At 48.9% G+C, this 12,922-nt stretch carries 12 protein-coding genes and 4 tRNA genes; 7 read left to right on the top strand and 9 right to left on the bottom strand.

Annotated features, from left to right (window positions below):
- The first annotated feature begins 4 nt into the window (after positions 1 to 4).
- A complete protein-coding gene (locus tag ACJJI4_RS08325) occupies positions 5 to 394 on the top strand; it encodes a LexA family protein (protein WP_444927712.1) in 390 nt (129 codons plus the stop codon).
- A gap of 46 nt (positions 395 to 440) precedes the next feature.
- Here ACJJI4_RS08325 and ACJJI4_RS08330 read toward each other — a convergent pair whose 3' ends face one another.
- On the bottom strand, positions 441 to 1,043 hold the full coding sequence (locus ACJJI4_RS08330; RefSeq protein WP_444927713.1) for a hypothetical protein: 603 nt from the start codon (positions 1,041 to 1,043) through the stop codon (positions 441 to 443).
- A 324-nt stretch (positions 1,044 to 1,367) separates the two neighbouring features.
- Between ACJJI4_RS08330 and ACJJI4_RS08335 the strand changes: the two genes are divergently transcribed.
- The gene (locus ACJJI4_RS08335) at positions 1,368 to 1,496 is read left to right on the top strand and encodes a hypothetical protein (RefSeq protein ID WP_444927714.1); all 129 of its coding nucleotides are present in this window, start codon (positions 1,368 to 1,370) and stop codon (positions 1,494 to 1,496) included.
- A gap of 222 nt (positions 1,497 to 1,718) precedes the next feature.
- Positions 1,719 to 1,937: a S24 family peptidase gene (locus ACJJI4_RS08340; protein WP_444927715.1), complete on the top strand. Its 219-nt coding sequence runs from the start codon at positions 1,719 to 1,721 to the stop codon at positions 1,935 to 1,937.
- A gap of 195 nt (positions 1,938 to 2,132) precedes the next feature.
- Here ACJJI4_RS08340 and ACJJI4_RS08345 read toward each other — a convergent pair.
- The 6 genes from ACJJI4_RS08345 to ACJJI4_RS08370 form a co-directional block, all read right to left on the bottom strand.
- Positions 2,133 to 2,219 (bottom strand) — tRNA-Leu (locus ACJJI4_RS08345).
- 90 nt (positions 2,220 to 2,309) lie between these two features.
- Positions 2,310 to 2,383 (bottom strand) — tRNA-Cys (locus ACJJI4_RS08350).
- A 476-nt stretch (positions 2,384 to 2,859) separates the two neighbouring features.
- On the bottom strand, positions 2,860 to 4,083 hold the full coding sequence (locus ACJJI4_RS08355; RefSeq protein ID WP_444927716.1) for a hypothetical protein: 1,224 nt from the start codon (positions 4,081 to 4,083) through the stop codon (positions 2,860 to 2,862).
- 398 nt (positions 4,084 to 4,481) lie between these two features.
- A complete protein-coding gene (locus ACJJI4_RS08360; RefSeq protein WP_444927717.1) occupies positions 4,482 to 6,389 on the bottom strand; it encodes a S8 family serine peptidase in 1,908 nt (635 codons plus the stop codon).
- Positions 6,390 to 6,474: 85 nt separating this feature from the next.
- Positions 6,475 to 6,708, bottom strand: coding sequence for a hypothetical protein (locus tag ACJJI4_RS08365; RefSeq protein ID WP_444927718.1), 234 nt, complete (start codon positions 6,706 to 6,708; stop codon positions 6,475 to 6,477).
- A gap of 91 nt (positions 6,709 to 6,799) precedes the next feature.
- Positions 6,800 to 7,669 carry a hypothetical protein gene (locus ACJJI4_RS08370; protein WP_444927719.1) on the bottom strand — a complete coding sequence of 290 codons (870 nt, stop codon included), beginning with the start codon at positions 7,667 to 7,669 and terminating at the stop codon, positions 6,800 to 6,802.
- Between the two features lie 1,122 nt (positions 7,670 to 8,791).
- On the opposite strand from ACJJI4_RS08370, the gene ACJJI4_RS08375 reads away from it, so the two are divergent.
- Positions 8,792 to 8,868, top strand: a tRNA-Pro gene (locus ACJJI4_RS08375).
- A gap of 398 nt (positions 8,869 to 9,266) precedes the next feature.
- Here the strand turns inward: ACJJI4_RS08375 and ACJJI4_RS08380 are convergent.
- Positions 9,267 to 9,343, bottom strand: a tRNA-Pro gene (locus tag ACJJI4_RS08380).
- A 69-nt stretch (positions 9,344 to 9,412) separates the two neighbouring features.
- Positions 9,413 to 10,261 (bottom strand): acyl-CoA thioesterase, encoded by an 849-nt coding sequence (locus tag ACJJI4_RS08385; RefSeq protein WP_282932695.1) that lies wholly within the window; start codon positions 10,259 to 10,261, stop codon positions 9,413 to 9,415.
- 349 nt (positions 10,262 to 10,610) lie between these two features.
- On the opposite strand from ACJJI4_RS08385, the gene ACJJI4_RS08390 reads away from it, so the two are divergent.
- From ACJJI4_RS08390 to ACJJI4_RS08400, 3 genes are all read left to right on the top strand, one after another.
- A complete protein-coding gene (locus ACJJI4_RS08390; RefSeq protein ID WP_413665686.1) occupies positions 10,611 to 11,291 on the top strand; it encodes a hypothetical protein in 681 nt (226 codons plus the stop codon).
- Between the two features lie 329 nt (positions 11,292 to 11,620).
- The gene (locus ACJJI4_RS08395) at positions 11,621 to 12,307 is read left to right on the top strand and encodes a TetR/AcrR family transcriptional regulator (RefSeq protein ID WP_282932697.1); all 687 of its coding nucleotides are present in this window, start codon (positions 11,621 to 11,623) and stop codon (positions 12,305 to 12,307) included.
- Complete coding sequence (locus tag ACJJI4_RS08400; RefSeq protein ID WP_444927720.1) at positions 12,300 to 12,854, top strand: DUF1285 domain-containing protein; 555 nt, start codon at positions 12,300 to 12,302, stop codon at positions 12,852 to 12,854. Before ACJJI4_RS08395 ends, ACJJI4_RS08400 begins: the two co-directional genes overlap by 8 nt.
- Positions 12,855 to 12,922 lie beyond the last annotated feature (68 nt).

The raw sequence follows: 12,922 nt of genomic DNA on the forward strand, positions 1-12,922 counted from the left end.
AGCTATGAAACTATCCCCTTTATACAGGAGCGGCGTCAGCTGTGGCTTCCCCTCCCCAGCAGATGACCACAAAGAGCAGCCTCTCAGTCTTGATGAACATTTAATAACCAGTCCTCCGGCTACATTCATGGCCAGAGCTAATGGAGACTTTATGCAGGGCTTAGGTATCTTTGACCGTGATGTGCTCATTGTCGATCGCTCGCTGACACCTATGAATGGTGATGTGGTGGTCGCCCTGGTTGGTCAGCTGACGTGCAAAATCTTGGACTTGAAGCGAGGCCGGCTATTGTCGGCCAATGGCAATTACAGGCCGATACCTATCTGGGAAGGGCAGGAGCTGATTGTGGAGGGGGTGATGAAGGCGTCAATTCGGTACCATCGTGGGGGAGTTTAACCGTGTGATTCCATGACTGATTAAAAGGCTAAACTCCTCGGGCTCTTTATTCTGAATGTATAGTTGATTCTTGGTCTGAGACAGTCTTTGCGATATTGCCCCACCCAAATTTCAAGTCATAATATGCGATTAAATGAGCCCACCCGGAACGGGGATTATAATTTTCTATACCAGAGTTTTTCATTGTTAAATAGACTTCTATAAAATCATCTAACCCTTCTACAACACGGCTGGCCTTCATCGTCTGCTTCAAGTAACTGATTGCATATTCTTTTACAATATCCTCATTTAAGAAGCATAAAGCGTACTCAATGGGTTGATAGGGGTCGCCGTGGCAACCATTAAATGTGCCTTCTCTCAGACTTTTCTTTATGTTTTCTGGGTCTTCAAAGTTTTCAAAAAAGGAGATTACTGCCGACCTTATGGTGTCAATTATGCTGTCAATGACAGAGTCTCTCGAGCTAGAGTCAGCAATATTCCAATAATTGGTAGCTTTCCCTTTTGTAATTTGTTTTATTCCTGGTGAAATTACCAAATCACTCCATATGGTATTTTGATCTCTGCATTGGGGCTGTCCTAACCTCCACTTGCTTAACGCTTTTGAATAGATACAAGCGCCTAGGCCAACTTCTACCTTTCGCCCCTTCATGTTGTACATGCTGGAGCTAAAAAATAATTTCAGAGTGGTATCACCATTTTTTTGGTTAGTTTCTGCTTGCTCTTTGCATACTTAAATCCATCTGCTTCTAGTGTCTTCGCAATAGTGCTACAGGCTTCCAGATAGATTTCTCTCGTGGATTTGGACTCCAAGAGACTCCCCTTACAGTAGCTATAAACTATTTTTAGTGTGTTTCTTCTTTAGATGCGGGGCATTTTGAACGAAATCGATTGATTTTCAAGCCTGCGAAGGCCAGGTGCCTCAAGAACAAAATTATACAAGGTGTTGCTTGTTTGGCACTTAACTGAGTGGGTAATGCTGGCAAAAATTAGGGACATTCTTAAAGTGCAAGCCAACAATCTGGATGGGGTAGTTAGCTCTTTGGTGGATGAGCTGAATGCTCTTGCTGAAAGGCAGGAGCAGCTTCGCGAGCTGTTGAGGTAGTGTTTTGTAAAGGCACAGGGGGCCGCTCGCAACGCGCTCCTCTTGCCTGACTAGTACCTACTTACACATGCTGTATGAAAATACAGTGTGCGCTTAACCATGAAACTACTCTCTCTATACAGTAGTGGCATTAGCTGCGGTTTTCATTCTCCGGCAGTTGACTATAAAGAGTAACCGCAAAGCCTTGATGAGCATTTAATAACTAATGCTCCCCCGAGATTTATGGCTAGGGCTAATGGTGGCTCTATGCAAGTGGTGGGCATCTTTGACCGTGATGTGCTCATTGCCGATCGCTCACTGACACCTATGAATGGTGACGCTCTTGTGGTCGCTCTGGATGGCCAGCTAACATGTAAAATCTTGGATCTTAAGCGAGGCCGGCTGTTGTCCCCAATGGCAAATACAAGCCGATACCGGTATGGGAAGGGCAGGAGTTGTTAGTTGAAGGGGTGGTTAAAGTATCTGTGAGGAATCATCGCCCGGTTTAGGTGCGATCAGTGTCAGGGGTAGGGAGGCTCTATTTTCTTCACTCAGGAAAAAATTTCTAACTAGATTTGTATCGCTTGAGGGAGATAAAAATCAGTGCACCAAATTTGCACCAAAAGGAATGTAACTTATTGATTTCAAAGATCTGATTGGTGCCCGGGGCCGGACTTGAACCGGCACGGCCGTGAAGCCGGGAGATTTTAAGTCTCCTGTGTCTACCAATTCCACCACCCGGGCAGATCCTTTGCGAGAGAGGGCGATGTTTAATAGTTGCCCTTCATTCTCACTTTCATTGCATTCAACAGGATACTGCAATGAAGAGGAAAATGGAGGCTAGGGTCGGAATCGAACCGGCGTACACGGAGTTGCAGTCCGCTGCATGACCACTCTGCCACCTAGCCTTTTTTATCCGCCTTTGGCGGAAAAGAACGCTGAGAATTCTATCTGATAAATCTGAAAAATCCTAGCGTTTTCTTATACTTACGTGCGTTTCGCTGTGTAAGTGGGCGCCATTTTAGGGACTCTAGAGGATTAGTCAAGCATTGTTTTCATCAATGTTGCAAACAAGTGAAAAAAAGTAGGAAAAGTTACCTTCTGATGATGGGGGAGGGCTGTAATAACTTTTAGCACTGGTGCTCAAGAACCTATTTCCATTTGTTCTAAATTAATCTTCAGGTGTGCTGGCAATCTGTGACCTGTGTTCGATACTGTCTTTATCTGGCTAACACATCTCCCCCAACGTGTTTAGTAATGCTGGTAGGGTGGCTCACATGGCTGCCACCCGGAAGCAAGGATGAAATCCTCCAAGTTTCACTCCTAATGGTCTTGGCCCTGACGCTCTCCCCCCCCGTCGTCAGGGCTTTTTTTTGTCTGCTATTTACAGGAGCCTTTCGTCCGGGCCTGTCAGGTTTTCTGTGGCTAATGCATCCACGGGTCTACCGGCTGCTTTCTCAGACAGGGATCTAAACCTCTCCAGAGTCACTTCACCGCGTGTTCGAGCCAGTTCTCGTGCGACGTCATCAATACTTGCCTTGCCATTGCTGGCCTCGCGAATCTCTTTATCCAGTTGCTGCATTACCCCGGCCGCACGGGCGGTAATGGGGCCGGACGAGCGTTCGACTAATAGTGAAGGAGCCTTCTTACCCCATTTAATCAGTTTATCCATAGCTTCCTGATAGCGGGTTTCACTGATGCCACCAGTTCGCCTTAAAATCTCCAGTGAGTAAAACTCAGCCAGTCCCTCTACAATCCAATCGCTCTCATCGTCGCCGTGAATTCCCGTGCCCACATGAACTAACTCGTGGATCATGCTACTGGTGCGGTTGCCGCTGATCAATGGCCGATCAGCATGCATATATAGAGAGCGTGTCCCCGACAGTCCGCCGCGCCACATGGGGTCGTCAGCGGTTACGATCAATAGATGATCAGGGAAGAGGGGGAAGATTTTCTTGAGCTCTGGCAGGTTCCAATTTAGGAAGGCAAGGATGTCTTGCCGCCGAATATTCTCATTTTTAGGGCCTGCAACACGGGTTTCAGTGCCGGCAATCATATCCTGCCGACTGCCAATTTTCCCTACAATCATCCAGCCCTTGGGTCTTACAAATTTACGCTTGGGGTCAGATAACTCGTATAGGTTATCTTCGATCTCAGGGTAGGGTAGGGCCGAATACCATTGGTCAGGAAGTTCCAGCTTAAGGCGGGCGGTAGAGCGGCCACGGCTGGTTGCCGATACCGGTGCAATCAATTTATCGCTGCGGAGAATTGCCCAGTCTTTGGTGATCCGTGAGTCGTAGCCACCGTTGCTACGCTGGTTGTCTATGACAAAGCGGTACTTGAGCGAGGGGTTCTTTCCTTCGGGGTGCCAGGTTGCTTTGTCGCCCTCGATCTTTAGGGGGGTGTCACTTTCCAGGTCCTGATAGCGGCCAGAGCGCAAGTTTAGTACGAGCTTACTTGGCATATCATCACCGCTGAGCGCCATTTCCACCTCAGCCAGCTTGGAGTTGGGTGAGATCTCTGCACTGTAAAGAATCTCATAAGCCTGAACAGCAGGGGATAGAGTGGCGAGTAATAGCGGCAGTGTTAGTAATCGTTTAAGCATCATTTCTTCAGCGGGAAATCCAACAATTAGTCGTTTCGACAGTATCTAAGCCTACAGGTGCCCTTGTGTCATCTTCAAGCAAACTGGTCACAAGCTAGCCAGTTATGAGGTGACAGTTTTGTGCCGCCAGGTTTCATTGGATTGGTTTTCAGATATGCACCACTTAAAAAGAATACACTTAAAAAGTCGTTATCATATAGTGGCACATACTAGTAAGCATCTTCCGTATAAGTAAACAAGAAGATAGAAATGGGTGGGCCGTCACAAACATCTTTTGAGAGGGCTGGGTTAGTGGGCAGGCATGCCGACTAAGTGGGAATTGAGCGCTACGAAGAACAAGACCGCAGCATAGCTGCGGTCTTGAAGGGTCTTTTGCAGTCTAACTAATGATGGCGACAGAGCTACCAATATCTGATTGCGCGGGGATCAACGAACTGCATACCGTAGGCGCTCAGGGCAAATCCATCTGGAAAACTGCTTACCATTGGTTGCTGGGGGTTAACCGCGGCTATTTCGGAAGGGTAATAGCCTCCCGGCACAAACTGCCCCTGCCAACTGGGTGTAGCTTGAGGGGGGTAGCCCTGTAACGGACTCATAGTAAACCCAGAGTATGGAGTGGCTGGGGAGGGGCCTTGCGCGGTTGCGGCATGAGTACCCGCGGCCCTTGCTTGCTCTTTGGCGGACTCAAAAGCTGAGTTGATACCGAAAAGCTTGGGAACACCTGCGCCAACTCTCTCTGCCCCGAGGGGCATTGGTGCGGCCAAGGATTGGATCAGTTGGAATAAGGCGGTCACTCTGGATACATCTTTCTGCCGGAGCGCACCTTTAAATAATGGATGGTGGGCAAGTAGTAGTGCTGCCAAACCGGTAATATGCGGCGCGGCCATTGATGTACCTGACTGAACATCGAAGCCTTTGTCAGGCACAGACGAAATGATACCCACACCAGGTGCGGCAACAGAAATTTCCTGGCCGAAAGCGCTAAACCTAGGAACAAATAGACCGTCGGCTGATGCTGTTGAGGGTATTACTGTTTGCGCTTCCCAGGAATCTTTGGGGAATTCATTTAGCATTCCAAGAGCGCCTACAGCCATAGCATTTGGGGATCTGGCTGGATACTGGACTGCCCCGCCATTGTTGCCTGCGGCAACTATACAGGCGATACCATGTTGGACCGCTTCCTCGATTTGCTGCTCAACAGCCTCTGATGAATCAGAGCTGCCCAGGCTCATATTCACCACATCAACGCCGAGCTCTATGCAATGTGAGAGTGCATCAATCAAGCTACTAAATTGCCCGCCGGGGAAAACTTTGAATACATAGATTTCGGCTTCAGGAGCAAATCCGCGTATTGCTTCGGAGCCAGAGGGTTGGCCTGTAATAATTCCCGCGCAGTGGGTTCCATGGCCGACGATATCTTCTGCCCAGCTATCGGTATCGTAATTATTGGTGACATCGATACCATTCTTTAAATGGCTCAGTATCGGATGCTTATTGTCCGCACCGGAATCGATGATTGCGATTTTGATACCTTTGCCTGTGTATTCATCGGGTAGCTGGTCCAGGCCCATGTACTTTTGCCCCCAGCCATAGGAAGCATCATTGGGGAAGTTGGGTATGGCTTCGCTTAGGGGTTGGAGTTTCACCAGGTTCACATCGGTGAGCGACAGGGAAGGGCTGCGAATATATTTGTTCCAGAAATCTTTGGCGGGACGGATCAGAAGTGATTTCACTTGAGCGCCGCCGCTTTGCGCAAAAATACTGAGCGCAACTTCCCCTTTATTGTTAGTGACCCCCTCCTGGGGAAAGCCCGCGCTTTCAACAATTATTTGCGCGTCGCGTATGGGCTCACCTTTTGCGCCGATAACGCGGAAGTGCACCTGCTGAGCCTGGACATGGTATTCGCGCAATAGTCCGGGTTGCTGGGCAAAAACTGCGGAAAAGGTCGGTGAATAACTCGCTTGCCCGTAAGAGAGAAGTGAGTCCAGTTCAACGGCGACGTTTGGTGGAGTGGTCTGGTAAAGTGCCGCAGCAGCATCCACATCCATACGGACTTTGTAAATATTGGTGGCCTCATCGGCTGAGGACAGCGTTTTTAGTTTTCTGCCGGGGCGTATTTCACGCAGTACCTCACAACCTGCCTGCCTGGCAATAGTGGAAATCACATGGTGCATTGAGCCCGAGCTCAATGGCTGCACGCCCATGGATTTAGCCATCAGGCTGCGGCGGGGTGAAATAAGTAACTCGACTTTCTCTGCAACCTCGACCGAAGGTTCTCCTGCGGCCTTTTCTTGTCGGGATTCAGTCATGTTCATGTTCCTTCGCTTTCAGTGCGGTACTGATTTAGTACGCGTGTGAAACGTCTGAAAGTGGTGAATCGAGTGGGTTTCAATCTCAATTGAGAGGGTGGACAGGTTGATCCGGATCAATAATTACTTTGCCTCTCAATTTCTTTCTTAGGTCGTCGACGGCATCGGGTGTAGCCACAAGGGTGACGTTGCTTTTGCGCAAAGTAACGTCCTTAACATCGGGGCAATTTGAAGCTTCCTTCACCAGCTCCTCTAGCTCCAGTGTGCTAGCTGATAGCTTACGATTGGGTACGGCTACATATTGCTCAAACTTCTTCATTTTCTTCTCATTGTGACTGCGCCATCCAAAATAGGGCAGGGTCGAACCCACCCCCAGGAAAAGGGGCCTGAAGCCCCTTTTTTTTGCATTTTTAGTGCAGATAAGCCTGTTGCTGAAAGGCTGAGTTGGGTTGCGGCATTGCCTGATAGGGCAGTGGCTGCCCGATGCCACTCAAATTCTGGAGGGGTTGCTGAGGTGGTTGCGGGAAAGCCTGGAATGGCACCGGTTGGCTCAGTGGTGCAAAAGCCTGCGGGGGAACCGATCCATACTGCTCCGGGGCCACAGGTGCCAGTTGATTTACCGGTTGGCCGATGTAGGTCTGAGGAACGAGGTGTGGCGTGAATTGCGGTGCGGCCTGATAGGGCAGCAGGTGGTTGAGGCGCGCCAAGTTGTTAAGGAGTTGACCTTGTTGAGGCACGCCAATGTAGCTGCCAAGAGCAGGTGCGGCACGACTAATCAACTCACCGAGGAGACCTTGCGGTGGCAGTTGCGGGGCGGCTTGATAGGGTAAGAGCTGCCCTAGTTGGGCGGCTGCATTGATTAGCTGTGCCTGAGGGTTATTGATGTAATTGGCCAAAACTGGGGCCGCGCGATTTATCAATTCGCTGAGATAGTTTTGGGGGGCAAACTGATGAGCGAATTGAGGTGGAATTTGTGGAGCAAGCTGCTGAGGAATGTGGGGCGCTAACTGTTGTGGAAGCTGCGGTGCGGCCTGGAAGGGCAGTACTTGGCCCAATCCGCCGAGTGCATTGATCAATTGACCTTGTGGTCCACCGACAATGCCACCAACTACCGGGGCTGCACGGCTAATAAACTCTCCCAGCAATCCTTGTGGTGCTAACTGTTGAAGCGGTAGGTATGGCTGGTGGGGAGTGAGTCCGACGACCGGATTAATCGGAGGTACGGCATAGTTTTGTGGTTGTCCAAAGATCCCTTGAGCATATGCATATGGTTGGTACATGAACGTACTCCTCGAGTAGACCAATGACGATAGGGGGCTATCGCCCAGGTTATTTCATGGTTTACGGGTGAGAATTTTGGAGCTTGATAGAGCCCCGTTTTTAGGATCAGCCTGCTGATAATAAATCGGTAATGAGCTTTCGAGTTGTTGCATCTTGCGACGGACACTCAGCCGGCTGATCTGAGTATAGAGAAGCTTTTCAGAAGCACAGGGAAAGATTGAAAAAAAATGGAGCGGGAAACAAAAAGGTAATGGGGGTGCAATTGTAGTCACCATTTTTCTTAAAATTTTGTAATTTTCCCAAAAGGAATATTTTTTAAAAAATAAAGTCTTACTCGGGATTTGCTACTTAAATGAGTGGTTAATATTCTTGTGGCGTGCAGGGTACTGCTCCCTTGTGTTGGTGTTAGGGCTCGGGAAAAACCCCCTCGGGTGCCCGGTGAAAAATAGCGGCACTTGTAGAAATATCCGTAAATAGCGAACTGGAATTTAAAGGTAACTGTTTATATCGATGTCTTGGAAAAGCAGCTTAACGAGCTTTTCAGTTCGCTTTTATGTAGAGGTCTACTTAATCAAAACATCAAAAAACGATATCTAGTAGCTTTTCAATGTAATTTGCTATTGCCTCGCGCTGTTTGCCCTTCTTGGTTTTTTCTGCTCCAAACTCTTGCATCCTCTGTGGAGAGTTTTGCATTTTTTTATACGTGTGCTCTCAAAACTAAAAGTACTTGATAGTCGTTGAAGATACGTAAATACAAGAAAGTGGATAGAAATAATATCGGTATTTTTTTGGCGACCACAGTTTGCCGTATACGTGAAGAGGGTTTCAAAGAGTGGCTAGATTGGTGGAAAGTGTTCGACCCCAGGGAGAACAAGGGATTGGTTGTTAGTTGACAGACTAAATGGATATGTCGGAGGTTGGGGCTATTGCTAGCAACCGTAAAGCTTGAATCTCCAGTGTAGAAAGAGGCGCTTGGAGCCGGGGAGGTCCAGCTATAATGCGGATTAGACTGCCTTTGAGGACAACTCAAAGACCGGTTCTGTCGGCAAAATGACCTATGATGACATTCGCGCCAAAAATTACTTGATCTTTGAAAAATGGATGAGTAGTATTCGCGGCCTCGGTGAGTAGCGCAGCCTGGTAGCGCACTTCGTTCGGGACGAAGGGGTCGGAGGTTCGAATCCTCTCTCACCGACCATACAAAAAGAAAAAGCCCGCTTCTGCGGGCTTTTTCGTGTTTATGATTTCATTCCTGGTAGCGCTTTTACTTTAAAGGTTTACACGGGCAATTACACAGCTGCCTTGAGGGTGTTATCTCTTAGTTGTTTATCGGTGTAAATAGCTAAGCCAGCCATGCTCAAAGCCTCGTGCCTCTTCGGTACTTCTGAAGCTAATTCTTTATTTGTCCCCATCGCTTTTAACTTTTGTAATGCGCTTCCGCATTAAGCCCGGCAAGGTAAACATGTAGGCGTTGCTTGTACTGTTCCTGGTGCGATGCACTGGGGGAAAGTGAGGGGTAATCTGAACGGCTTATCGTCAGCTCAAGCTAAAGAGTTCAGGCACAAAAAAGCCCGCTAAAAGCGGGCTTTGAAAATCTGGTCGGTGAGAGAGGATTCGAACCTCCGACCCCTTCGTCCCGAACGAAGTGCGCTACCAGGCTGCGCTACTCACCGTTTTTTGTTTCGCATCATTTGCGAAGGGGCGGCACTATAGCAGCAATTTTTCTGCTGTAAACCTCTGATTTAATTTTTTATTTGTCGAATCAGTCCCTCTTGGCAGGTAGAGGCTACCAGCGTTCCATCGCGGGTGAAAATCTGGCCGCGGGTAAAGCCTCTGGCGCCGGTTGCCGAAGGGCTATCCGTTACATAGAGAAGCCATTGATCCAGGCGGAAATCGCGGTGGAACCACATCGCGTGGTCAACGCTCGCGGGCATCAATTGGGGGTCGAATAAGGATATGTCGTGCGGCTGTAGGGAGGTACCCAGGAGCCCCATATCGGATGCATAGCAAAGTGCTGCCCGGTGCTCCATCGGGTCATCCGACATCTCGCCCTCTGCCCGCAGCCAGAACATGCATTTGGCTTCGCGAGTTTCAGCACCAAAGTAGCTTTGCGGGTCTACCGGACGAAAATCGATCATATAGCGCCGCTGATCGTACTGCGGGCTAACCAATCCAGCTTCCAGGGCCAGCTCCTGGGTGTTTTTCAGGCTCTCAGGAGAGGGAATCTCGACACAAGGCAGGTCGGCCTGGTGGTCAAATCCGGGTTCCCGAATTTGGAAGGAGGCGGACATATTGAAGATCGCGCGCCCGCGCTGCTTGGCGACTACGCGACGAGTGGTAAAGCTACCTCCATCGCGGATTGGGTCTACTTCGTAGATCACCGGCAGCTCACTAGAGCCAGGGCGGAGGAAGTAGGCGTGCAGGGAATGGGGTAGGCGATGCTCAACGGTACGAGTTGCTGCCATCAGTGCCTGGCCCAGAACTTGCCCGCCAAAAAGCACTTTACGATAATTTTCAACGTGATGACGACTGCGGAAGAGATTTCGATCCAGCTCTTCAACATCCAATAACTTACCTAATTTTTCCAACATAAGGGATTTTGCCCGTTACCTATTCCACTTAACAGAGTTTGCAGATGGGGAGCTTGGCGCTCTTAATCAAAAGGATAATAACAGCAAATCCCTTTAACCCCATTCATATTTTGAACGTTAGGCCCATTTTGGTCACAGGTGCCACCTCGTATAGCTATCCAGCTCTTTTCCATACACTAGCTACTGATTTTCTCAGTCAAGTTGAAACTCTGTGCTATTGACTATTGCGACTTGTCGAATTCTTACTTATTTCTGTGGTATAAAGCGCCAATAGTTGTTGGGACAGTTGGACTAATTTGTTTACAGTTATCCAACAAAGATTGAATAAGAGAAGTAGGAGATACCACAGGTGCCACACAACAATATTGATATACGTCCACCACTGAATTTCGGCAAGGTTGTCAGTCGACACCGTACCGCAAAGGCTGTGGCTGGAGGGGTTGGCTCTGCTGCTTATTATGGGGTGTGGGGTGCACAGACGGCTACAGGTGCCACACTAACCGGCCTGGCTACCGGTGCAGCGGCTGCGACTTCTGCGACGGGTATTGGTTTGGTTGTTGCTGGAACAGCATTGTCCATTGGTTACGCTGGTTTGGCGGCCCGATCCGCATACAAGACCAATAATCACCTCAATGCTCTGAAAAAAATCTATGAAAACAGGAAGTCGTATAGCTGTCCTTGTAAAGGATCGGTCGCCCACGACTATGTTTCTGGCCAAGTGCTTCCTTATATCATCGAACAGAAAAGCAAAAAGTTGCATCGCAAGATGGTTGAAGCGACTCCGGGAATCGCCTCAGTAGAGTATGCGCGCAAGGCAGTAAAAAACCTGTACAAGCGTTCACAGGGTACGCTCGGCAAAAAACGTACTTTTGCTGCAGAGTGGTTGGCGCAGCATTTGATTTCTCATGATTGTGAATTAGCTAATGCGATTGTTGCAGAGCTCTACTCAGAGGAGGAAATGCTCTGGATACGCACGCAGGACAACGATGTAGTCGCGCCTCTGTTGGAGCTAAAGCTGAAGTCCGTTTAATAGTGGCTTCTTGTGTTCTGGTGTAGTTCTTGATTTCATTCGGAAGTATTGGGGTAATGGACTACCCCGCAATCACTCAATCGTCGAATTTTCTGTGTTATGTGCAATGCTTGGGCTCGCCAAGCGTCACCACATGCTAAAATAAAAGGTCTGCTCTCAGCTTAAAATTGGCTCATTTTGGGTAAATTTTGAGCAAAATGGCCTAATATTTTTAATATTAGGCAGTCTAATTCCCCGATTTACTTTTCCAACCGACTTGAATTGCCTATCATTCATGAATGAATAGTCAATTTCAGTCCCCATTTTTACGGGCAAAGAAGGTCGGAAGTATGGATAAGGCAAAAGAGAAGGTTCAGCGGTTCCGCGCGCGGGAGCAGCGTATCCTGGATGCGGCTCTGGAGCTTCTGTTGGAGCACGGTGAAGAGAAAGTCACGGTCGAACAGATTGCCGAGCGTGTGGATATCGGTAAGGGCACGATTTACAAGCACTTCATTTCCAAGACAGAAATCTACATGCGTTTGCTGATGGATTATGAAAAATCCCTCGCTGAACGTCTCAAGACCGCTGTAGCCTTGGCCGAGCAAGGTGATATCACCGCTCCAGCCCGCGCCTATTTTGAATCTCGTATGGCCGATCCTGGCAAAGATAGACTCTTCCAGCGCCTGGAGGAGAAGATTATCGCGTTGAACCTGGCTCCAGAAATGATTGCGGAGCTCCACAATATTCGTAATTCCAATGCCACCTCTCTCAATCGGGTCTTTGAGCGCCGTATGGAGCAGGGCATGCTGAAGAACGTTCCTGCATACTTCTATTACTCAACATACTGGGCGCTTGTGCAAGGGGCGGTAGAGCTTTATCACTCCAAGTCTTTTGCCAATGTAATAGAGGACAGGGAAGGTTTGATGGAGTTTATTATGGATGTGGGTGTGCATATCGGTGATATGTCCTCTCGCAAAACGCCAGAGGGAAGCCAGACAAGCCATCACAGCGATTCTGCGGGGTCCGCCCTTGGCTGAGCCCCTGTTCCAGCAGCTGCAAAAATTACAGGCTGAATTTCATGGGCATCCACCTGTAGAAAGGTGGAACCCAGAGCTTTGTGGGGACATGGATATGGTCATCAAATCTGATGGCCGTTGGATCCACGAGGGAACAGAGATTCGTCGTCACCCTCTTGTGAAATTGTTTGCCAGCATTTTGAAGCGTGAGGGGGATGAATACTTCCTTGTCACCCCTGTCGAAAAGCTGCGAATCATAGTGGAGGATGTTCCATTTGTAATTACTCAGGTGGCCCGCAACCCCGGAAGTACTCATCAGCAGCTACTTTTCACCACAAATGTGGGCGACGTTGTTGAGCTGTCGGAAGAGGGGCAGTGGCAACTGAGAGACTTTGGTGCTCCGCCGCAGCCAATCCCTTATCTGGAGATTCGAGGGGGGTTACAGGCTCGCGTTTCCCGTGATGTTTTTTACCAGTTGGTAGACTGGGCGCTTGAAGGGGGTCGCGATACCGATAAGCTTTTTGTGCAAAGTGACGGAAAAGATTTCCTGCTGGGTTCTTGCAATTAGATAGCTCCAGGTTCCTGCTGGCGGATTCCTCGCGCCTCAGCGCTGATTTGTAGCTGGGGCTTTAATTT

The organism is Microbulbifer maximicatervae (SeqCode), from assembly GCF_052467305.1.